The 21,128-nt window shown below is 67.7% G+C and carries 18 protein-coding genes; 16 read left to right on the top strand and 2 right to left on the bottom strand.

The window, feature by feature from the left end; all coding sequences use genetic code 11:
* Positions 1-59 precede the first annotated feature (59 nt).
* Genes HF680_RS14665 through HF680_RS14640 form a run of 6 tightly spaced genes read left to right on the top strand, consistent with a single transcriptional unit; the run spans position 60 to position 6,323 of the window.
* A complete protein-coding gene (locus HF680_RS14665; protein ID WP_185225573.1) occupies positions 60-2,138 on the top strand; it encodes a S46 family peptidase in 2,079 nt (692 codons plus the stop codon).
* Positions 2,135-2,644, top strand: coding sequence for a GNAT family N-acetyltransferase (locus HF680_RS14660; RefSeq protein WP_185225572.1), 510 nt, complete (start codon positions 2,135-2,137; stop codon positions 2,642-2,644). The genes HF680_RS14665 and HF680_RS14660 overlap by 4 nt, the downstream gene beginning before the upstream one ends.
* A 46-nt stretch (positions 2,645-2,690) precedes the next feature.
* On the top strand, positions 2,691-3,266 hold the full coding sequence (locus HF680_RS14655) for a TetR/AcrR family transcriptional regulator (RefSeq protein ID WP_137722195.1): 576 nt from the start codon (positions 2,691-2,693) through the stop codon (positions 3,264-3,266).
* Positions 3,266-4,966, top strand: coding sequence for an MFS transporter (locus HF680_RS14650; RefSeq protein WP_185225571.1), 1,701 nt, complete (start codon positions 3,266-3,268; stop codon positions 4,964-4,966). Before HF680_RS14655 ends, HF680_RS14650 begins: the two co-directional genes overlap by 1 nt.
* 13 nt (positions 4,967-4,979) lie before the next feature.
* The gene (locus HF680_RS14645; protein WP_185225570.1) at positions 4,980-6,095 is read left to right on the top strand and encodes an HlyD family secretion protein; all 1,116 of its coding nucleotides are present in this window, start codon (positions 4,980-4,982) and stop codon (positions 6,093-6,095) included.
* A 51-nt stretch (positions 6,096-6,146) separates the two neighbouring features.
* Complete coding sequence (locus HF680_RS14640) at positions 6,147-6,323, top strand: hypothetical protein (RefSeq protein WP_017505124.1); 177 nt, start codon at positions 6,147-6,149, stop codon at positions 6,321-6,323.
* A gap of 7 nt (positions 6,324-6,330) precedes the next feature.
* Here HF680_RS14640 and HF680_RS14635 read toward each other — a convergent pair whose 3' ends face one another.
* Positions 6,331-6,534, bottom strand: a complete 204-nt coding sequence (locus tag HF680_RS14635; protein ID WP_228763748.1) for a hypothetical protein — start codon at positions 6,532-6,534, stop codon at positions 6,331-6,333.
* Positions 6,535-6,727: 193 nt separating this feature from the next.
* On the opposite strand from HF680_RS14635, the gene HF680_RS14630 reads away from it, so the two are divergent.
* The 4 genes from HF680_RS14630 to HF680_RS14615 all read left to right on the top strand — a co-directional run bounded on the left by HF680_RS14630 (position 6,728) and on the right by HF680_RS14615 (position 12,953).
* The gene (locus HF680_RS14630; protein ID WP_185225569.1) at positions 6,728-7,804 is read left to right on the top strand and encodes a site-specific DNA-methyltransferase; all 1,077 of its coding nucleotides are present in this window, start codon (positions 6,728-6,730) and stop codon (positions 7,802-7,804) included.
* A gap of 210 nt (positions 7,805-8,014) precedes the next feature.
* Positions 8,015-9,127, top strand: coding sequence for a glycosyltransferase family 4 protein (locus HF680_RS14625; protein WP_185225568.1), 1,113 nt, complete (start codon positions 8,015-8,017; stop codon positions 9,125-9,127).
* Between the two features lie 102 nt (positions 9,128-9,229).
* Positions 9,230-10,657 carry a VWA domain-containing protein gene (locus HF680_RS14620; RefSeq protein ID WP_185225567.1) on the top strand — a complete coding sequence of 476 codons (1,428 nt, stop codon included), beginning with the start codon at positions 9,230-9,232 and terminating at the stop codon, positions 10,655-10,657.
* Positions 10,658-10,805: 148 nt separating this feature from the next.
* Entirely contained in the window at positions 10,806-12,953 is a 2,148-nt protein-coding gene (locus HF680_RS14615; protein ID WP_039246881.1) for an amylo-alpha-1,6-glucosidase, read from the top strand.
* 3 nt (positions 12,954-12,956) lie between these two features.
* On the opposite strand, the gene mutY is transcribed toward HF680_RS14615, so the two are convergent.
* Positions 12,957-14,006, bottom strand: coding sequence for an A/G-specific adenine glycosylase (gene mutY / locus HF680_RS14610; RefSeq protein WP_185225566.1), 1,050 nt, complete (start codon positions 14,004-14,006; stop codon positions 12,957-12,959).
* A 20-nt stretch (positions 14,007-14,026) separates the two neighbouring features.
* Between mutY and HF680_RS14605 the strand changes: the two genes are divergently transcribed.
* From HF680_RS14605 to smc, 6 genes are all read left to right on the top strand, one after another.
* Positions 14,027-14,581: a DUF721 domain-containing protein gene (locus tag HF680_RS14605; protein ID WP_185225565.1), complete on the top strand. Its 555-nt coding sequence runs from the start codon at positions 14,027-14,029 to the stop codon at positions 14,579-14,581.
* A 105-nt stretch (positions 14,582-14,686) separates the two neighbouring features.
* Positions 14,687-15,781, top strand: a complete 1,095-nt coding sequence (locus HF680_RS14600; protein ID WP_185225564.1) for a PAS domain-containing protein — start codon at positions 14,687-14,689, stop codon at positions 15,779-15,781.
* Positions 15,782-16,237: a response regulator gene (locus tag HF680_RS14595; protein WP_185225563.1), complete on the top strand. Its 456-nt coding sequence runs from the start codon at positions 15,782-15,784 to the stop codon at positions 16,235-16,237.
* Between the two features lie 107 nt (positions 16,238-16,344).
* Positions 16,345-16,989 (top strand): DsbA family protein, encoded by a 645-nt coding sequence (locus HF680_RS14590; RefSeq protein WP_039246870.1) that lies wholly within the window; start codon positions 16,345-16,347, stop codon positions 16,987-16,989.
* A gap of 15 nt (positions 16,990-17,004) precedes the next feature.
* The gene (locus HF680_RS14585; RefSeq protein WP_185225562.1) at positions 17,005-17,616 is read left to right on the top strand and encodes a thioredoxin domain-containing protein; all 612 of its coding nucleotides are present in this window, start codon (positions 17,005-17,007) and stop codon (positions 17,614-17,616) included.
* Positions 17,617-17,628: 12 nt separating this feature from the next.
* Complete coding sequence (gene smc / locus HF680_RS14580; protein WP_185225561.1) at positions 17,629-21,066, top strand: chromosome segregation protein SMC; 3,438 nt, start codon at positions 17,629-17,631, stop codon at positions 21,064-21,066.
* Positions 21,067-21,128 lie beyond the last annotated feature (62 nt).

Raw genomic sequence — 21,128 nt, 5'->3', positions numbered from 1 at the left:
GGCGCTGCGCGCCAGCCACCCTCCCCGGCCGGGGAGGGAGAGTTCTGGAGCTCCATCCCATGCGCCCTCTTCTCCTCGCCTCCGCCGCCGTTCTCGCTTTCGTCGCCGCCACCTCGGCCAGCGCCGAGGAAGGCATGTGGACCTACGACAACTTCCCCATCGCCCGCGCCAACCAGATGTTGGGCACCAATATCGATCAGGCCTTCCTGGATCGGGTGCGGCTGTCGTCGGTAAAGTTCGGCGGTTGTTCGGCGGGCGTGGTGTCGGGCCAGGGTCTGGTGATGACCAACAACCACTGCGTCGCCACCTGCGTGGCCAACCTGTCCACGCCGCAGCAGCAGTATGGCGAGACGGGCTTCACGCCCAAGACGCGCGAGGAAGAGCGCAAATGCCCCGGCGCCACCGCCGAGATCCTGACCGACATCTCCGACGTCACCGAGCGGATGCACAAGGCTGGCGAAGGGCTTGAGGGCCAGGCGTTCACCCAGGCGCGCGAGGCCGAGGCCGGCCGGATCGAGACCGAAGCCTGCGGAAACGATCCCAAGATCCGCTGCCAGGTCGTGAGCCTGTACCGGGGCGGCCAGTTCAAACTCTACAAATACCGCAAATACAGCGATGTGCGCCTGGCCTGGGCGCCGGAAGATCGCGCCGCGACCTTCGGCGGCGATCTGGACAACTTCTCCTTCCCCCGCTTCGCCATCGATGCGGCCTTCATCCGCCTGTATGAGGACGGCAAGCCGGTCGAGACGCCGATCCACTTCGCCTGGAACGCCGACAAGCCGACCGAGGGCGAGGCCGTCTTCATCACCGGCAATCCCGGCGCGACCCAGCGCCTGCTGACGATGGACCAGCTGGCCACCATCCGCGACGTGGTCCTGCCGCTGGATCAGTTGATCGCGTCTGAGCTGCGCGGCCGTCTGATCCGCTATTCCGAAGAGGGCGAGGACCAAGCCTTCATCGCCATGGACCCGATCGTGGGCGTGGAGAACACCTACAAGCGCGGCCTGGGCCGTATGCGCGCCCTGACCGACGCCCAGTTCATCCAGGCCAAGGCTGCGGCCGAGGTCGACTTCATGCAGCGCTACGCCGCCGCCAACGGCAATGGTCCCGATCCGTGGGGTGCGCTGGAAGCGGTCCAGCCCATCGCGCGCGAACTCTATGCGCCGACCGCCCTGCTGGAAGGCGGCACGGGCCTGGGGACCACCTCTGTCGCCGGCGGATCGCAGCTGTTCCAGTGGGCCAAGGCCATTGTGCGCGGCGCGCAGGAACGGGCCAAGCCGTCGGACCAGCGTCTGGCCGAGTTCGCCGACAGCCGCCTGCCGGGCGTCGAATCCGGCCTGTTTGCCGAACGACCCACCTATCCCGAGCTGGAGCAGATCCGGCTGGAATGGTGGCTGTCCAAGACGCGCGAATGGCTGACGGTGGACAGCCCCTACGTTCGCACCCTGCTGGGCAAGGAAAGCCCCGAAGCATTGTCGGCCCGCGTCGTCGCCGGCACCAAGCTGGCCGATCCGGCCGTGCGTCGCGCCCTGTGGACCGGCGGCCTGGCGGCGGTTCAGGCGTCGGACGATCCGATGATCCGGTATGTGCTGTCGATCGACGCCGACGCCCGCGCCGTCCGCACCGAATGGGAAAATAAGGTCAAGGCGCCGACCGACCGCGCGTCGGAACAGCTGGCGGCCGCCCGCTTCGCCGCCTATGGCGACGCCGTCTATCCCGACGCCACCGGCACCCTGCGCCTGACCTATGGCAAGGTCGAAGGCTCCGACGTGCCGGGCCAGCGCTTCGGCGCCTTCACCACCTTCGCCGGCCTGTGGGACCGCGCCACCGGCGCCGAACCGTTTAAGGTCGCGCCCAAGCTGATGGCCGCCAAGGACCGGATCGATCCGAATGCGGTGATGGACATGGCCGTCTCGACCGACACCATCGGCGGTTCGTCCGGGTCGCCCGCGGTCAACGCCCGAGGCGAGATCATCGGGGCCAACTTCGATTCCACCGTCCTGACCCAGCGCAACGCCTATGGCTACGATCGCAACACCAACCGCAGCGTGATCGTCACCACCCAGGCCGTCACCGTGGCCCTGCGCGACGTCTATGGGATGGATCATCTGCTGACGGAGCTGGGCGTCAGCCGGTGACGCCGATCGCCATCCGCGCGGCGACGCCCGACGACGTCGCCGCGCTGCATCCTCTGATCGAACGCGCCTATCGCGGCGACACCGCCAAGGCCGGCTGGACGCATGAGGCCGACCTGCTGTTCGATGATCGCACCAGCGCGGCGGAGCTGTCGGCCCTGATCGCCGATCCCGACCGGGTCATCCTGCTGGCCCATCGCGAGGGCGCGCTGATCGGCTGTGTCCAGGTGACCCGCGCCGACGACGTTCTGGCCTATCTCGGCATGCTGACGGTCGAGCCGACCTTGCAGGCCTCCGGCCTTGGCCGTCGTCTGCTCGCGGCCGCCGAAAGCGAAGCCGTCGCGCGTTTCGGCGCGCGCCGCATGGAGATGACCGTCATCCACCGCCGGACCGAACTGATCGCCTGGTACGAACGACGCGGTTACGCCCCGACCGGCGAAACCCGCCCCTTCCCCGTCGATCCGCCCCGGCCCGAGCTGGAATTCGTGGTGCTGGAAAAAGCCCTCTAGCCGCCCCTTGCAAAACGGACAGTCGTGTCCATTTACGCGCCTCACCATGACGCGCCCTGCCGAAAAACCTGTCCGAAAGGACGCCGCTCTGAACCGGGCGGCGGTGCTGGAGGCCGCGCGCGCGGTCTTCGCCGACCAAGGGCTGGATGCGCCCCTGGATCTGATCGCCGAGCGGGCCGGGGTGGGGCGCGGCACCCTGTATCGGCACTTCTCGGATCGCACGGAACTGGCTCTGGCGGTGCTGGAGGCCGACGTTGCGGACCTGGGTCGGCGCACTGCCGAACAGGGCGATGATCCGCAGGCCTTCTTCTGGTTTCTGGACCGCCTGGCTGAGGACATGGTGCGCAATGCGGGACTGGCCGGCGTCGTGCGGAACGTGCGGTCGCCAGATGCGCTTACACCGTTGCGGCAGAGCTTGATGGAGGCGGGCGCCGCACCGCTGAAGCGGGCCCAGGCCGCCGGCCTGGTGAGGGAGGATCTGCGGCCGATGGACATCCGTCTGATCGCCACCCTGCTGGGCGCCGGTTTTCAGGGCGCGGACGAAGCCGAGCGCCAGGCTGTGTCGCTGCGCACCCGCGCGCTTGTTCTTGACGGCCTGAGACCGCGCGGGGGGCCGCGCTGATGGCCCGCAACAACTGGCACCTGCCTTGGGAAGAGTATGTCGAGACGCTGAAGCCGCACGAGCGGCCGATGATGCCCGGCTCGCCCGCCACCCCCGATCACGCCTGGCCGATGCGGATACAGTACGCCCTGACCGGCCTGCTGGTCGCCATGGTCGGATCGCTGGGCAACGCCGCCGTCACCGCCAACATCCAGAACCTGCAAGGCTCGCTGGGGATCACGATCACCGAGGCCGCCTGGCTGCCGGTCGTCTTCGTCATGACCAACGCCTGCATGAACCTGATCCTCGTCAAGTTCCGGATGCAGTACGGCCTGCGCCTGTTCACCCAGATCTTCCTGGGCGCTTTCGTGCTGGTCTGCGCCGCCCACCTGTTCGTCGACAACTATCAATCGACCCTGCTGGTCCGGGCCATCGCCGGCATGGCGGGCGCGGGTCTTTCCAGCTTGGGCTTTCTTTATATTATCCAAGCCTTTCCGGCGGCGCATAGGCTCAAAGGGCTGATCATCGGCATCGGCCTGGCCAGTTTCGCCGTGCCGATTTCGCGCCTCGTCATGCCCGGCCTGTTGCAACTGGGCGACTGGCGCGCCTTCTATCTGTTCGAGCTGGGCCTGTGCCTGGTCGCGTGGGGGGCGGTGCAGGTGGTCAAGCTGCCGCCGTCCGAGCGGCTGCGGGTGTTCGACCGGCTGGACTTTTTGACCTTCGCCCTGTTTGCGCCAGGTGTGGCCCTGCTTTGTGCGGCTCTGGGTCTGGGGCGGATCGTCTGGTGGACGCAGGCCGCCTGGATCGGTTGGGCCCTGATCGGGTCCGTCATCCTGCTGACCGCCGCCTTCCTGGTCGAGCACAATCGCAAGAACCCGCTGATCAACACCCGCTGGCTGACAGGGCCCGACCTGCTGCGCCTGTTCGGGGCGATCCTGCTGATCCGCATCGTGCTGTCGGAACAGACATCCGGCGCGGTGGGCTTCCTGACCATCGTCGGGCTAGGTCCGGATCAGCTTCACGGCCTGTTCGTCGTCATCCTGTTGTCGATGATCGCCGGCACCCTGGTCAGCGCCTTCACCCTGAACATGGACAAGCTGAACAAGCCGATCGCCATCGCCCTGGCGCTGATCGCCGTCGGTGCCTGGATCGACAGCCATTCGACCGTGCTGACGCGCCCGGCGCAGCTGTATTTCAGCCAGGCCCTGATCGCCTTCGCCTCGGCCATGTTCATCGGCCCGGCGCTGATGATCGGCATCGTCAAGGTGCTGACCCAAGGCAAGCAGAACCTGATCAGCTTCATCGTCATGTTCAGCGTGCTTCAGAACGTCGGCGGTCTGGCCGGTTCCGCCCTGACCGGAACGCTTCAGATCATCCGCGAGAAATATCATTCCAACCAGCTGGCGGCCGGGATTTCGGCGCTGGACCCGCAGGTCGCCTTGCGGCTGCGCCAGCTGTCGGGCGCCTATGCCTCGACGATAACGGACCCCGCGCTGGCGAACGCCGAGGGCGCCGTTCTGCTTGGCCGACAGGTGACGCAACAGGCCAATGTGCTGGCCTACAACGACGTCTTTCTGGTCATCGCCGTGATCGCGGCCCTGGGCTCCGCCTGGGTGACCGTCACCCACCTGCGGCCGCGCTGGAAGGCGCGCCGCGACGCCAAGAACAACAACAATGCAGACGCTGCGGTCCAAAGCGCCGCCGTCGCCGCCGCCGACTGAACCGAGACCCACAATGACCGACGCCGCCCCGCCCGCCCCCGCCTCTTCCGCCCCTGCCGCCCCGCAGGCGCCCGCCGCCGCTCCGCCCGCGCCTGCGCCGAGGAAGAACGTCATGTGGACCGTCATCGCCGCCGGTGTCGCCCTGCTGGGCGTTCTGATGGTGCTGTACGCCTGGCAGTTGCCGCCCTTCCGGGGCGCGATCCAGCGCACGGACAACGCCTATGTGCGCGGCCAGGTGACGATCATCAGCCCGCAGGTGAACGGCTATGTCACGGCCGTGCCGGTCCAGGACTTCCAGACCGTCCAGCAGGGCCAGTTGCTGGCCCAGGTGGACGACCGCATCTATCGTCAGCGACTGGAGCAGGCCGAGGCCAGCCTGCATTCGGCCGAGGCGGCCCTGTCCAACTCGGCCCAGACCCAGGCGTCGGCGCGCGGATCAGTGGCCCAGCAGCGCGCCTCCATCGCCGCGGCCGAAGCCACGCTGACACGGGCTCAGGCTGACGCCAATCGCGCCCGCACACTAAAGGCCGGCGGCTGGGTCGCCCAGGCCAATGTGGACGTCGCCGAGGCCGCCCTACGCAGCGCCCAGGCCCAGGTCGCCCAGGCCCGCGCCGCCGAGGGCATCGCTCAGACCGGCGTCACCTCCGCCGTCGTCGGCCGCGACAGCCTGGCCGCCGCCGTCGAGAACGCCCAGGCCGCCGTGCGCCTGGCCCAGATCGACCTGGCCAACACCCGCATCGTCGCCCCTCGCGCCGGCCGTCTGGGCGAGATCGGCGTGCGCCAGGGCCAGTATGTGACCGCGGGCACGCAACTGATGGGTCTGGTGCCGGACGTGGTCTGGGTCACGGCCAATATGAAGGAGACGCAGATGAGGAATATCCGCGTCGGCCAGCCGGTCGAGATCACCGTCGACGCCCTGGGCGGCCAGACCCTGCGCGGCCATGTCGAAAGGATCGCCCCCGCCGCCGGGTCGGAGTTCAGCGTCATCCGTCCCGACAACGCCACCGGCAACTTCACCAAGGTGGCCCAGCGCATCCCGGTCCGCATCCGCATCGACCCGAACCAGCCCGCCGCCGAGCGTCTGGCCCCGGGCATGTCGGTGGTGGCGAAGGTGAATACGGCCGGCTGACGGAACACGCCGCTCTGCATCGCGCTACCTCTCCCAGCAAGGGAGAGCACCATGGACCGCGAACAGACCAAGGGTCGTGAAGAGAACGGCGCCGATCCGGCCGGCAAGCCGGACGCCCTGACCTCCGACAAGGCGACGAAGGCGGTCGGTCAGGCCGAGCGCCAAAGCGCGGGGCCGGACGGTCCGGACGCCGCTGAGATCGGCGACACCTTCAAGCGCAAGCCCTGACGCCGGATCAGGCCGATCGCGGCGACAGGCTCGCGGCGAGAAGATGCACGTCGTGCGCCCGCATCCGCTCGAAGTTTCCCAACCCCAGGGCCAGGGCGCGCATGATCTCCGTTTGGCGCGTATGTTCGGGATGAGCGGGCAAGGACGGCTCCGCCCGCGCCAGTTCCGCATCCAGTTCGGCCATCATATGGGCCAGGATTCCGTCGTTCATCTGATCCTCCATCACGCCGCCGACCGCCGCAAACGGTTAGAGCATGAATAGAACAAATCCGGAACACGCTGGCCCGAGAAGGCTGTGGATGGTGCGGTCGGACTGCAATATGCGTCCGGCTGACCCTGGCGTTTAATCCACCTTAACCACAAGGATTCACCATAGCGGTCTCACTGTTGCGGGGCCGCGTTCCATGTCCGAGCTTAAGACCGACGTCATTCACCGTGGCGATTGCATCGAAGTGCTGAAAAGCCTGCCCGACGCCTCGGTGGATATGGTCTTCGCCGATCCGCCCTATAATCTGCAGCTGGGCGGCGACCTGCTGCGGCCGGACAATTCCAAGGTCGATGCGGTCGACGACGACTGGGACAAGTTCGCCAGCTTCGCCGACTACGACGCCTTCACCCGCGCTTGGCTGGCGGAATGCCGCCGCGTCCTGAAGCCGGAAGGCTCGATCTGGGTGATCGGCAGCTATCACAACGTCTTTCGCCTGGGATCGGCGATCCAGGATCTGGGCTTCTGGGTGCTGAACGACATCATCTGGCGCAAGTCCAACCCGATGCCGAACTTCAAGGGCACCCGGTTCACCAACGCCCATGAGACCCTGATCTGGGCCGCCAAGTCGCGGGATCAGAAGCGCTACACCTTCAACTATGATGCGCTGAAGGCCTTCAACGAAGACACCCAGATGCGCTCCGACTGGACCTTCGCCCTGTGCACGGGCGAGGAGCGGATCAAGGACGCCGACGGCAAGAAGGCCCACCCGACCCAGAAACCCGAAGCCCTGTTGCACCGCGTCCTGCTGTCGGCGACGCGCCCCGGTGACGTGATCCTGGACCCCTTCTTCGGCACCGGCACCACCGGCGCGGCCGCCAAACGCCTGGGCCGCCACTACATCGGCATCGAGCGTGACGAGACCTATGCCGAGGTCGCCGAAACCCGCATCGCCTCGGTCATCCCTGCCCGCCCCGAAGATCTGATGGTCACAGGCTCCAAGCGCGCCGAGCCCAAGGTGCCGTTCGGCGCCCTGGTCGAGGCTGGCCTGCTGCAACCCGGCGACCGCCTGTATTGCCCCAAGGGCGAGCGCGAGGCGCGGGTTCGCGCGGACGGTTCGCTGGTTCACGGCTCGCTCAGCGGCTCGATCCACAAACTGGGCGCGCTGCTGGAGAATGCGCCGGCCTGCAACGGCTGGACCTACTGGCGCTTCAAGACCGACCAGGGGCTGAAATCTATCGACGCCCTGCGCTCGGAGGTTCGCGCCGCGATGTGAGCCGCTGCGACCGCGCGTCGCATGAGCCACATCAATCACTTAACTAGCAATCCGTCGCCACTACGTACGATTTCGCACACTCGATATGGGTCAGTGTCGCTGTAACCCCACGAAACCTATGTGAAAATTCATTAGCCGCGACGGAACTTCGCAGTTGCGAGACCATTAATGTCAACGGCCCGCCAGGATGCGGTGTCGGAGCACATCACCATGAAAATCGCGCAGATCACCCCGCTGTATGAGGCCGTGCCTCCCAAGCTGTACGGCGGCACGGAACGTGTGGTGGCGCATCTGACCGACGCCCTGGTCGATCTGGGCCACGACGTGACCCTGTTCGCCAGCGCCGACGCCCAGACCAAGGCCCGCCTGGTGCCCGTGCGCGACCAGGCGATCCGTCTGGATCCGGCGCCGTTGAAATCCGACCTCGCCGCCCACCTGTCGATGCTGGGCGAAGTTCTGGACCGCGCCGACGAGTTCGACGTCATCCACTTCCACACCGACATGGTCCACTTCCCGCTGTTCCAGAAATATGCGGACAAGACTTTGACGACCCTGCACGGCCGTCTGGATATGAAGGACCTGCCCGGCGTCTATGCGCGCTGGAGCGAATTCGGCCTGGTCTCCATCTCCGACGATCAGCGCAAGCCGCTGCATTTCGCCAACTGGAAGGCCACCGTCCATCACGGCATGCCGGGCGAACAGTACATCTTCTCGCCGAAGTCCGAGGGCTATCTAGCCTTCCTGGGTCGCATCTCGCCCGAGAAACGCCCCGACCGCGCCATCGAGATCGCCACCAAACTGGGCAAGCGCCTGAAGATGGCCGCCAAGGTGGACGCCGCCGACAAACGCTATTGGGAGGAGACGATCCGCCCGCTGGTCGAGGGCAATCCGCTGGTCGAATTCATCGGCGAGATCGGCGACCATCAGAAGTCCGCCTTCCTCGGCGGCGCCGAAGCCCTGCTTTTCCCCATCGACTGGCCGGAGCCCTTCGGACTGGTGATGATCGAGGCCATGGCCTGCGGCACCCCGGTGATCGCCTTCCGCTGCGGCTCGACCCCCGAGGTGATCGAGGACGGCGCCACGGGCTTCCTGGTCGACACGATGGAACAGGCGATCGCCGCCGCCGGGCGCGCGCATCTGCTGGACCGCGAGGCCATCCGCGCGCGATTCGATCTGCGGTTTTCCGCCACCGCCATGGCGCGTCGTTATCTGGACGTTTACGGCGACCTGCTGGCGCGCCGTCCGTTCGCAGAGGCTGCGCTGGATGACGTGGTCACCCCGCTGCGTCCGCGTGAAGAGCGCAGCTTCGCCGCCACCGCCTGAAACCAACTCAGTCGGGACGCCGTTGCGATCCTAAGTTTGTAACGGCGTTCACTCAAAAGTTAAGCTTATCCATTACGGTCGTCCCAAATCGGGGCGACCACTATGCAATGGACAGCGATGAGGCGGCTGGCGCATCTGCGCCGGAATACCGCGGGCAACATCGCGACCTTCTTCGCCTTGTCCGCCATGGGCCTGGCACTGATGGTCGGCCTGGCTATCGACATCAATCGCTATGTCTCAGTCAGAAACCAGGTGCAGGAAGCGCTCGACGCAGCAGCGTTGGGCGCTGCGGCGTCCCGCGCCCAGACGGTCAAGGAGTTGGAAGCGGTCAGCGGTCCCTATCTGGAGGCCAATCTGAAGACCGGCCAATTGATCGACGGCTGGAAGACCGGCACCCAATATGTCGATGGCAAAATCGTCAGGGTGACGTTCAAGGGCGGGGTCAAACCCATCTTTGCGGGTCTGGCCGGCGTCAAACAGTTCGACATCAACGCCCTGTCCGAGGCGACGCGCGGCGTGGCGCAGAAGATCGAGACCGTTCTGGTGCTCGATAACACTTGGTCCATGAGCGAAAAGGACAGCCGGTCGATCAAGCGGATCGATGCGCTGAAGACCTCGGCCAGTTTGCTGGTCAACGAGTTGATGGCGACCGAAAGCGACGAGGTCTCGATCGGCGTCGTGCCCTATGCGGACTACGTCAATGTCGGGATTGTCAATCGCAAGGCCCCGTGGATTTCCGTGCCCGACGACTATGTTCAGGAGCGCACCTGTACGACCAAGACGACATACAGCGGCGGCACGCCCTATCCTTGCACCACCGTGCGCGACGGCGTCAGCGAGACCGGCACCTGCTACAAGGATCAGGTGGTCAAGACGGTCACCGTCCCGCCCTATGCTTGCAACGTCAGCTACAAGTGGTTCGGCTGCGTCTACTCACGCAATGTCGGCACAACGCGGTTGAACGACCAGTCGCCAGCAACGCCCTACAAGGGTTTCCTGACGACAGGCCAGAGCTGCCTGAATGCGGTCAGCCCCCTGTCCAAGAGCAAATCCAGCGTCCTGAACGCGATCAAAAATCTCGTCATCAATGTCGGCGGCTACAAGCCCGAGACGCACATTCCATCCGGCCTTATCTGGGGCATCAATCTGCTGTCGCCCACCGCGCCGTTCCAGGAAGGCGGCGCCTATGACCCGGCGAACCGCACGCCGCGCAAGATTCTGGTGCTGATGACCGACGGGGTGAACACCCTGCGCTACCGCTCCTCGGACGGCGCGCACGTCGCCACGAACAAAGCCAATGAGCTGGCGGCGACGGATGCCGATTTCGGTTCGATCTGCACCTATGCCAAGTCGAACAAGATCGAGGTCTTCACCGTCGGCCTCAATGTGCCCACGCAGAACGGACGCAATCTGCTGAGGACCTGCGCCACCGATTCCGACCATGCCTTCCTGGCCGAAGACAGCGCCGCTCTGGAAGCCGCCTTCCGCGACATCGCGCGGTCTATCGGCGTCGTACGACTGATCAAGTAAGTCTCTCGGGTCGTTTGGCGATGAAAAAGCACAGGTTCGCCTGAACCCGTCGGCGACTTGCCCATTAAAGTCTGCAAGCGGCCCCTGAGCGCCGCATTCGGGTGCGACACGTTCGGCCAAGGCCTCACAACGACGGGGAAGAGACCGCATGGACGACGCCTATTCCACTCAACTGACCGCCGGTGAATCGGTCGAGGCCACGGGTCTCGAACAGCTGATGGCGCTGAAGGAAGGCGATACCTTCCTGGTCGCCGACGGATGGGGCGACATGAAGGGCGGCGCCGACGGCCTGTTCGCGGGCGACACCCGCGTCCTGTCGCGCTGGGCCATGACGGTCGGTCTGCTGAAGCCGTCGCGTCTGTCGTCCGGCGTCAGCCAGGACAACGTCTTCTTCTCCTGCCACACCACCAACCGTCCCCTGCCCCCGATGGGCGGCCGGTCGGCGCCGGCCGGCGTCATGCATATCGAGCGCCGGCGGTTTCTGTGGAACCGGCGGATGTTCGAGCGCATCCGCATGGTCAACCATGGGGTTGAGGACATCCTGCTGCCGCTGGCCTTCGACTTCGGCGCGGACTTCTTCGATATCTTCCAGGTGCGCGGCACGCCCCGAGCCAAACGCGGGACGATCCACACGCCGACCACCGACGGCCGTCGCGTCACCTTCCGCTACACCGGCCTAGACGACGTGGACCGGTCCAGCTGCATCGCCTTTTCCGAACCGCCCGCGCGCCTGACGCATCAACGCGCGGAGTTCATGTTCAGCCTGCCCAAAGGCCGCTCGCTGGACCTGTTCATCGAGTGCGGCGTGGACGCCTGCGAAACGCCGGACGCCGACCGCTGGCGCCAGAACGCCATCCAGGCCCGCCTGGCCATGCGCGCCAAACGCCGGCGCGGCGCCTCGGTGCGCGGCCCGCGCAGTCCGCGCTTCAACGACTGGCTGGATCAGTCGCGCGCCGACATGGCCCTGCTGACCACCGACCTGCCAACCGGACCCTATCCCTATGCAGGCACGCCGTGGTTCTCGACCCCGTTCGGTCGCGACGGCATCATTTCGGCCTGGCAAATGCTCTGGCTGGACCCGTCGTTGGCCAAGGGCGTGCTGACCTATCTGGCCTCGCGCCAGGCAACTGAGACCTCGCTCTATCGGGACAGCCAGCCCGGCAAGATCATGCACGAAACCCGCGGCGGCGAAATGAGCGCCCTGCATGAGGTGCCGTTCGGTCTCTACTATGGCGGGGTTGACACCACCTGTCTGTTCGTAGCCCTGGCCGGCGCCTACGCGAACCGCACCGGCGACCTTGATCTGATCCGCACGCTCTGGCCCAATCTGATCGCGGCCGCCGACTGGATGCGCGACTATGGCGACAGCAACAACGACGGCCTGATCGACTATCAGCGCGGCGCGGACACCGGCCTATCCAACCAGGGCTGGAAGGACTCCGAGGATTCCATCTTCCACGCCGACGGTCGCTTCCCCAAGGGTCCGATCGCGCTTCTGGAAGTTCAGGGTTACGCCTTCGCCGCCTGGAAGGCGCTGGGCGATCTGGGCGAGCGCCTGCACGACGACCGCACGACCGAATGGCGGATGCGCGCCGAACAGGTCCGCTCCCTGGTCGAGGAAAAGTTCTGGATGGAGGATGAGGGCTTCTATGCCGTGGCCCTCGACGGCGACGGCCAGCAATGTCGCGCCATCGCCTCCAACGCCGGCCATCTGCTGTTCACCGGCCTGCCGTCGCTGGAACGTGCGCGACGCGTCACCAAACGCCTGCTGACCGCCGAGTTCCGCACCGGCTGGGGTATCCGCACCCTGGAGGTCGGACAGGCCCGCTTCAATCCGATGAGCTATCACAACGGCTCGGTCTGGCCGCACGACACCGCCATGGCCGCCGCCGGCATGGCCGCCTACGGCGAGCGCGATGCGGTGGCGGAAATCCTGGCCGAGATCTACGCGGCGGCCGCCCATTTCCACCTGCGGCTGCCCGAACTGTTCTGCGGCTTTCCGCGTGAGCCGGGCGAGCCGCCCATCGCCTATCCGGTCGCCTGTCTGCCCCAGGCCTGGGCGGCGGGATCGGTCTTCCTGATGCTTCAGGCGACCCTCGGCTTGTCGATCGACGCCTGGACCGAGACGGTCGATCTGGCCGATCCGGTCCTGCCGGCTGGTCTGGATCGTCTGAAGATCACCGGCCTGGAAGTCGGTGGCGCGGTCGTGGATCTGAACATCCAGCACGCCGACGGTCGCGCCGTGGTGATCCCACATCACAAGCGGGGCAAGGTTTCGATCCGCACGTTGCGATAGGGTTCAGCCGAACAGATCAGGCGCGCTCGCCCGATCCAGCGCCTTGGCGAAGACCGTCGGCAGGGCGGCCCGCGCCGCTTTGATCGGCATCCAGCGATAGGCGCCCTCTGCATCGACGCGAGCGGTCATCACCGTCAGCGTCAGGCTGAAGTGGGTGAAGACGTGCTCCACCGCCCCCGCCTCACGCCAGTCGGCCTCGACGGGCGCTGCGGGAGCGGGCTCACCTATGGTCCAGTCGCTGGTCGGCAGGCCCAGCATTCCTCCCAGCAGCCCCTTTTCGGGTCGCGTCTCGACTGCGACCCGCCCCTGGTCGTCAACCAGCACATAGGCGATGCCCCGCCGATGCGCCCGCTCCGCCTTCTTTGTCTTCATTGGAAACCGGGCCGGGTCGCCCGTGGCCAGACCCAGGCATTCGCTGGCTACCGGACAGGTCCCGCACGACGGCGACTTGGGCCGGCAAACCGTCGCGCCCAGGTCCATCAGAGCCTGAGCCCAATCGCCCGGCCGCTCGTCGGTGACAAACAGCTCCGCCAGCCGCCTCAGTTCGGGCCGCGCGGCGGGGACCGGCGTGTCGACCGCGAACAGACGCGCCATCACCCGCTCGACATTGCCGTCCACGACATTGGCCGCCCGGTCGAAGGCGATGGAGGCGACGGCCGCGGCCGTATAGGCGCCCACGCCAGGCAGCGCCAGCAGCGCCGCCTCGGTATCCGGGAACACGCCGCCATGCTCGGCCGCCACCGCCCGCGCGCAGGCCAGCAGATTGCGCGCGCGCGCATAGTAGCCCAGCCCCGCCCAGGCCCCCATCACCTCCGCATCCTCCGCCGCCGCCAGGTCCGAGACCGTCGGCCAGCGCGTGGTGAAGGCGTGGAAATACGGCGTCGCATGCGGCACCGTCGTCTGCTGCAGCATGACCTCAGACAGCCAGACACGATACGGCTCGGTCCGCGGCGCGCCGACGGCGGCTCGCCACGGCAGGCTGCGCGCATGGGCGTCGTACCAGGCCAGCAGCCGGGAGCGGATCAGGTCTATGTCGGGAGAGACGTCAGGCATCGGTCGGGCTATATAGACCCATGCGCCGCACGCTGCCCACAGACGCCGAGGTCCGCGAGATCCTGTCTCGCCGCCGCACCCATCCGGTCCCCCGGCCGGCGCCGCGCGCGGGCAAGGCGCTGACACCCCTGATCAAGAAGCTGGACGAGCAGTTCGGACGCGGGGCCGGCGCGCTGGAGCCTCGCTGGCGCGAGATCGTCGGCGATCGTCTGGCCCGCGTCACACGCCCGCAGAAACTGACCAAGGGCAAGGGCGGTTCACCCGGCGTGCTGGAGCTGCGCGTCGCCGGCGCCGCCGCCCTGTTGATCCAGCACCAGTCCGAGGACATCTTGGCCCGCGTCAACCTGTTCCTGGGCGCCGGGACGGTGGATCGGCTGCGCATCGCCCAGGGTCCGGTCGCCCCTTTAAAGGAGGCCGCCGCCCGTCCCAAACGCAGCGCCAAGCCGCCGCCCCTCCCCGCCCAGACCGAGGCCGACCTCGCCGCCTCCATCGCCGCAGCCCCCGACGATCTACGCGCCGCCCTGGCGCGCCTCGGCCGCGTCGCCCTGTCGCGCTCCGACATCGAAAGCGACTGACCCCTGCGCCTCGGTTGGCAGGTCTTGTCGCCTGCTGTAGGTAGGACGGGAAAGATTAGAACTCCGCACGGCATATCCCGGTCGCGCGCCTGGATTCCGAGCCCGATGAAGCAACAAGACGACTGGCGACTTACCGATCTTGTCGAACACGAGATCGGTCGCGGCGACCCGTTCGCCGCCGCCGTGCGCGGCACACGCATGCCAATGGTCATCACCAATCCGCGCCTGCCCGACAATCCGATCGTCTTCGTCAACAAGGCCTTCCAGGATCTGACCGGCTATGAGCGCGATGAGATCGTCGGCCAGAACTGCCGTTTCCTGCAGGGACCCAAGTCCGACAAGGCGGCCGTGGCCAAGATCCGCGAGGCGATCGAGGCCGGCGAAGACATCCACATCGATCTGCTGAACTATCGCAAGGACGGCAGCACCTTCTGGAACGCCCTGTTCATCAGCCCCGTGCGTAACGCCGAGGGCGAGATCGAGTATTTCTTCGCCTCGCAACTGAACGTCACCGAACGCGTCGAGGCCCAGGTTCTGGTCGAAAAGCAGAAGGCCGTCGTCGAGCGCGAGGTCGCCGCCCGCACCGCCGACCTGCAGGAAGCCCTGACCGCCAAGACCCTGCTGCTTCATGAGGTCGATCACCGGGTCAAGAACAACCTGACCATGATCGGATCGCTGCTGCGGCTGCAATCGCGCTCTTTGTCCGATCCCGCCCTGACCGCGACCCTGGATTCCATGCTGGAGCGGGTGGACGCCCTGGCGACCGTTCACCGCAAACTCTATCAGTCCGAGGACGTCACACAGTTCGACGTCGGCGCCTTCACCAACACCCTGGTCGCCGATGTGATCGGATCGACGGGACGCACCGACATCGAGGTCTCCGTCGATGTCGAGCCGATGTTCATCCCTTCGACCCACGCCTCGTCGATCGGCCTGATCATCAACGAACTGCTGACCAATGCGATCAAGCACGCCTTCGCCGATGATCGCGGCGGCCGATTGATCGTCTCGGCCAAGAAGACGGAACAAGGCGGCCAGGTCGTTGTTCAAGACGACGGCCCCGGCATTCCCGGCGCCGCGCATCAGGGATTGGGCAAGACCTTGATCGGTCGTCTTTCAAAGCAGATCGGCGGCAAGACGCTGTGGCTTCCGGCAGACCCCGGAACACGCGCGGTCGTCGAATTTCCCGTGAGCGGCTAGTTGCACGCGGCTGGGCCCCACTTCGACATCCTGGTCGTCGAGGACGAGGCCCTGCTTGTGATGGACCTCGAGGCGATGCTCGAGGACGAAGGCCACCGGCTGGTCGGCGAGGCCATGTCCCTGAGCGAGGTGGAGTCGCTGTCGCTCGACGCGCCGCCCGACATCGCCTTCGTCGACATCCAGCTGGCTGATAACTCCAGCGGTCTGGACGTGTGTCGCCTGATCAAGGACCGCTGGCCGTCCACCGCCGTCGTCTTTTTGACGGCCAACCCCAAGATGATCCCCGAGGACTTCCTGGGCGCGCATGGCGTGATCCCCAAGCCCTTCTCGCGTTCCGGCCTGCTGTCGGCGATGCGCTTCATCCAGCAGGGCCTAAGCGATCCGCCGCCGCGCCAGGACAGACCGCAAAGTTTCATCCCCGCGCCGGCGATCGATCGGGCCTGGGCGCGCGGATAAGGCGCTGTTGACAAAACTTCGCCGCACCTGTTCCAGACTAGTTCAGGGTTGCGCCATTCCCGAGGAATCGCGCGATCATCGCCAACGATCCGATCCGAGGAACCTTCATGGCCGACACTGAATCCCGCTTCGCCCGCATGAGCCGTCGTGCGGCCATCACCGGCGCCGCACTGGCGACCATGGCATTGGCGGCCTGCGGCGGCGGCGCCAAGGGTGCGGCCGAGGGCGACATGGGCCTGGGTGCGCCCGAGGGCGCCAAGGTCACCGTGGTCGAATACGCCTCGGTCACCTGCCCCCACTGCGCCCTGTGGCAGAAGAACACCTGGCCGGCGTTCAAGGCCAAATACGTCGACACCAACAAGGTCCGCTACGTCTTCCGCGAACTGCCGACCCCGCCGGTCGACGCCGCCACCGCCGGCTTCCTGGTCGCGCGCTGCGCCGGCCCGGACAAATATTTCGACGTCGTCCACCAGCTGATGGCGACGCAGCAGGAGATGCTGACGTCCTCGCCGCGCGACTGGCTGCTACGCACCGCCCAGGCCGCCGGCCTGTCCGAGCAGCAGTTCAACGACTGCGTCACCGACAAGGACGCTGTCGCCGCCATGGAGAAGCGCGTTCAGGCCGCCCGCGCCCAGGGCGTGACCGGCACCCCGGCCTTCTACGTCAACGAGACGCAGGTCATCTCGCCCGGCGGCGAAGGCGCCAGCCTGGCCGACCTGTCCACCGCAATCGACGCGGCCCTGGCCAAGTAACCGAGGCCTAATCAGATGATGCGACGCGCCTTCATCGCCGCCGGTTTCGCCCTCGCCGCCCTGTCCGGCGGTTTGGCGACGCCGGCGCTCGCCGCCGATGCGCCCCCGCCCGTCACGGCCCAGGATCATATCCTGGGTCGGGCGAATGCGCCGGTGACGGTGATCGAATACGCGTCCTTCACCTGCTCGCACTGTGCGGACTTCCACAACAGCGTGCTGCCGGCCTTCAAGGCCAAATACATCGATACCGGCAAGGTCCGGCTGGTTCACCGCAACCTGCCGACCCCGCCCGCCAATGTCGCCGCCGTTGCGGCTGCGGTCGCCTTGTGCGCCGCGCCAGAACGCTATTTCGACGTGGCGGCCGTCTTCATGCGCGATCAGGCCAATCTCCAGACCACCGGCGCCCAGCCCTGGTTCGCGGCCGGCATCGCCGCCAGCGGCAAGACCCGCGAGCAGATCGAAGCCTGCCTGAACGGCCCGACCATCCGTACGGCCCTCGACGCCCAGATCGAAGGCGCGCGCGCCGCCGGCGTCACCGGCACGCCCACCTTCTTCGTCAACGGGACGATGGTGATGGAGCATTCGCTGGAGGCCCTGTCGGCCGCCATCGATCCGCTGCTTCGGTAGTCCGTCGGGACGATGCAGTTCCAGCGCCTCCGGCTCGTCGGCTTCAAGTCGTTCGTCGATCCGGCGGAGGTGCACATCGAATCCGGTCTGACCGGCGTCGTCGGCCCAAACGGCTGCGGCAAGTCAAACGTCCTTGAAAGCCTGCGCTGGGTCATGGGGGCCAACTCGGCCAAGGCCATGCGCGGCCAGGGCATGGACGACGTCATCTTCGCCGGGGCCGCTGGCCGTCCTCCGCGCAGCCACGCCGAAGTCAGCCTGACCATCGACAACGCCCAACGCCGCGCGCCCCAGCCCTTTACCGACAGCCCCGTGCTGGAGGTGTCGCGCCGGATCGACCGGGGTCAGGGCTCGACCTACCGCATCAACGGCAAGGAGGTGCGCGCCCGCGACGTGCAGCTGCTGTTCGCCGACGCCTCGACCGGCGCCAACTCGCCCGCTCTGGTGCGTCAGGGCCAGATCTCGGAACTGATCGCCGCCAAGCCGCAGAACCGCCGCCGCATTTTGGAAGAGGCGGGCGGCGTCGCCGGTCTGCACACCCGTCGGCACGAGGCCGAGCTGCGCCTCAAGGCCGCCGAGACCAATCTGGACCGGCTGGACGACATCGGCCGCGAGCTTGAGACGGCGCTGAATCGGCTGAAGCGCGAAGCCCGCCAGGCCGAAAAATACAAGAAGATCTCAGCAGAGATCCGCGCCCTTCAGGCCGCCCTACTCTATGTGCGTTGGAACGACGCGCGTCTGGCCGCTGAGGCCGCCGCCGCCGAACTGCGCGCGGCCGACGTCGCTGTCGCCGAAACCACGACCGCCGCCGCCGCCGCCCAGACGGCCGCCCTGTCCGCCCAAGAAGCCCTGAAGCCCGCGCGGGAGGAGGACGCCGTCGCCTCCGCCCTGCTGCACCGCGCCAGCCTGGAGCGCCATCGGCTGGACATGGCTGAACAGGCGGCCCGCGCGGAAGTGGATCGCCTCAAGGCCGAGGCCGCCCGCATCGCCGCCGACGCCGCGCGCGAAGACGGCATGGCCGCCGACGCCCAGCGCGAACTGGACCGGCTCGACAACGAACTGGCCCGGTTGAAGGCCGAGATCGCCGCCGCCCCCGAACGCGGCCCCGAACTGGACAAGGCTCTGACCGCCGCCGAGGAGGCCCGCAAAGCCGCCGACGGCGAGGTCGAACGGCTGGCGGGGATGCTGGCCGCCGTCGAGGCCCGCGCCAACGCCGAGACGGCGCGCAAGCGCGACGCCGAGGCCCGACTGGCCCGCGTCACCGCCCAGCACGATCAGGCCCGACGCGAACGCGAAGCTCTGGAGCCGCTGGAAACGCCTGAGCTGGAAACCGCCCGCCAAGCGCTGGAAGCGGCTCAGACTGACCTTGCCGCCGCGCGCGACGCCGTCGAGGCGGCCGAGGCGCTGCGCGGCGAACTGGCCCGCGCCGAACAGGAGGCCCGCACCGCCGCCCGCGCCGCAGAGGACCGGTTGGGCCGGCTCCAGACTGAGGCGCGCGGCCTGGCCCAACTGCTGGTCACCGGCAAGCGCGACCATCCCCCCGCCTTGGACAAGGTGCGGGCCGACAAGGGGTTCGAGGCCGCCCTGGCCGCCGCCTTGGGCGACGATCTGGACGCGGCGCTGGACGCCAAGGCCGCCGCCTATTGGAGCGGGGCGGAGGCGCCCTCCTCGTCCTGGCCCGCCGGGATCGCTCCGCTTTCGGATCATGTGCAGGCCCCGGACCAACTGACGGCGCGACTCGCCCTGTGCGGCGTCGCGCCCAAGGCCGACGCGGCCCGAATGGCTCAGGCCCTGCCTCCTGGCGCGCGCCTCGTGACGGTCGAAGGCGATCTCTATCGTTGGGACGGGTTCGTCAGCCGCGCCGAGGCGCCGCGGCCGGCCGCCGTGCGCCTGGCCCAGCGCACGCGCCTGGCCGAGCTTGAAGCCGAGATCGACAAGGGCAGACCGGCGCTGGATCAGGCGCAGGCGACCCAGAAGGCGGCGACGGAAGCCTTCCGCGCCGCCGAGGAGGCGGTCAAGGCCGCACGCCTGAAGCCCTTCGCCGCCGACAAGGCCGTGACCGCCGCCCGCGACCGCGTGGAAACCCTGGCCCGCGAACTGGCCCGCCGCGAGGCCCGCGCCCAGGCGCTGGACGACACCGTGACCCGTCTGGCGGCCGACGCAGCCGAGGCGCAAGCCGCGCTGGACGCCGCCCAGACCACTGACGCCCCGTCCGAGACGATCGCCGGCCTGCGCGACGAACTGACGGCCGCCCGCGCCACGGCCGACGCCGCCCGCGTTGCGGCCCAGACCGCCCGGTCGGACCGCGACGCCGAGGCCCGCGATCGTCAGGGCCGCGAGCAGCGGCTGGGCAGCCTGACCCGCGCGCGTGAGGGCTGGATCACGCGGTCCAGGGACAGCGCCGGCCGCGTCGCCGCCCTGGCCAAGGACGCCGACCGGACGGCCGCCCTGCTGAAACAGGCCGAGGTCGCGCCACAGGGCTTCGCCGAACAACGCGGCAAGCTGCTGGACACGCTGGTCGCCGCCGAACAGAGGAAACAGGCGGCCTCGGACGCTATGGCCGTCGCGGAGACCCAGGCGACCGAGGCCGACCGCGCATCGCGTGCCGCCGAGACCGCCGCGTCGCAGGCCCGCGAGGCGCGCGCCGGCCTGGCCGCCCGCGCTGAGGCCGCCGCCGAGAAGCTGGCCGAGGCCGAAACCACCCTGCGCGAGACGGCGCAGATGTCGCCGCAGGAGCTGGGTCAGAAGCTGACCGACGACGCCATCGCCCGCCCGCCCGACGCCGCCGGGGCCGAGAGCCTGCTCTACGGGCTGGAGCGCGAGCGCGAGGCCCTGGGGGCCGTCAACCTGCGCGCCGAGGACGAGGCGGTCGAATACGGCGAGCGGCTGAACAGCATGAAGTCAGAGCGGATCGACCTGACCCAGGCGATCGCCAAGCTGCGCGACGGCATCGACGAGCTGAACGCCGAGGGCCGCGAGCGGCTGGTGGGGGCGTTCGACGTGATCAACGCCAACTTCAAGACCCTGTTCGAGGCCCTGTTCGGCGGGGGGCAGGCGGAGCTGAAGCTGGTCGAGAGCGACGACCCGCTGGAGGCGGGGCTGGAGATCTACGCCTGCCCGCCCGGCAAGCGGCTGTCGGTCATGAGCCTGATGAGCGGCGGCGAGCAGGCGCTGACGGCGGCGGCCCTGATCTTCGGCGTCTTCCTGGCCAACCCCGCGCCTGTCTGCGTGCTGGACGAGGTGGACGCGCCGCTGGACGACGCCAACGTGGACCGCTTCTGCCGGATGCTGCATGAGATGCGCAGCCGCACCGACACCCGCTTCATCGTCATCACCCACAATCCCGTGACCATGAGCCGGATGGACCGGCTGTATGGCGTCACCATGCCCGAGCGCGGCATGAGCCAACTGGTCAGCGTGGACCTGAAACAGGCGGAGACCCTGGTCGCATGAGGACGATCCTCCCCCGAGAAGCGAAGCGTACCGGGGGAGGGGGACCGCGCGTAGCGTGGTGG

Source organism: Brevundimonas huaxiensis, from assembly GCF_014218725.1.
GTDB classification, from domain to species: domain Bacteria; phylum Pseudomonadota; class Alphaproteobacteria; order Caulobacterales; family Caulobacteraceae; genus Brevundimonas; species Brevundimonas huaxiensis.
The sequence above is the reverse complement of the archived record's forward strand: the minus strand, read 5'-3'. Positions and strand labels throughout refer to the sequence as shown.

What these genes read in the sequence shown, in the direction of transcription:
- HF680_RS14585 (WP_185225562.1), top strand. Translation starts at nt 17,005, where the DNA reads ATGATGCGACGCGCCTTCATCGCCGCCGGTTTCGCCCTCGCCGCCCTG.
- HF680_RS14630 (WP_185225569.1), top strand. Translation starts at nt 6,728, where the DNA reads ATGTCCGAGCTTAAGACCGACGTCATTCACCGTGGCGATTGCATCGAA.
- HF680_RS14635 (WP_228763748.1), bottom strand. Translation starts at nt 6,534, where the DNA reads ATGAACGACGGAATCCTGGCCCATATGATGGCCGAACTGGATGCGGAA.
- smc (WP_185225561.1), top strand. Translation starts at nt 17,629, where the DNA reads ATGCAGTTCCAGCGCCTCCGGCTCGTCGGCTTCAAGTCGTTCGTCGAT.
- HF680_RS14655 (WP_137722195.1), top strand. Translation starts at nt 2,691, where the DNA reads ATGACGCGCCCTGCCGAAAAACCTGTCCGAAAGGACGCCGCTCTGAAC.
- HF680_RS14625 (WP_185225568.1), top strand. Translation starts at nt 8,015, where the DNA reads ATGAAAATCGCGCAGATCACCCCGCTGTATGAGGCCGTGCCTCCCAAG.
- HF680_RS14650 (WP_185225571.1), top strand. Translation starts at nt 3,266, where the DNA reads ATGGCCCGCAACAACTGGCACCTGCCTTGGGAAGAGTATGTCGAGACG.
- mutY (WP_185225566.1), bottom strand. Translation starts at nt 14,006, where the DNA reads ATGCCTGACGTCTCTCCCGACATAGACCTGATCCGCTCCCGGCTGCTG.
- HF680_RS14665 (WP_185225573.1), top strand. Translation starts at nt 60, where the DNA reads ATGCGCCCTCTTCTCCTCGCCTCCGCCGCCGTTCTCGCTTTCGTCGCC.
- HF680_RS14615 (WP_039246881.1), top strand. Translation starts at nt 10,806, where the DNA reads ATGGACGACGCCTATTCCACTCAACTGACCGCCGGTGAATCGGTCGAG.
- HF680_RS14590 (WP_039246870.1), top strand. Translation starts at nt 16,345, where the DNA reads ATGGCCGACACTGAATCCCGCTTCGCCCGCATGAGCCGTCGTGCGGCC.
- HF680_RS14645 (WP_185225570.1), top strand. Translation starts at nt 4,980, where the DNA reads ATGACCGACGCCGCCCCGCCCGCCCCCGCCTCTTCCGCCCCTGCCGCC.
- HF680_RS14605 (WP_185225565.1), top strand. Translation starts at nt 14,027, where the DNA reads ATGCGCCGCACGCTGCCCACAGACGCCGAGGTCCGCGAGATCCTGTCT.
- HF680_RS14620 (WP_185225567.1), top strand. Translation starts at nt 9,230, where the DNA reads ATGCAATGGACAGCGATGAGGCGGCTGGCGCATCTGCGCCGGAATACC.
- HF680_RS14600 (WP_185225564.1), top strand. Translation starts at nt 14,687, where the DNA reads ATGAAGCAACAAGACGACTGGCGACTTACCGATCTTGTCGAACACGAG.
- HF680_RS14640 (WP_017505124.1), top strand. Translation starts at nt 6,147, where the DNA reads ATGGACCGCGAACAGACCAAGGGTCGTGAAGAGAACGGCGCCGATCCG.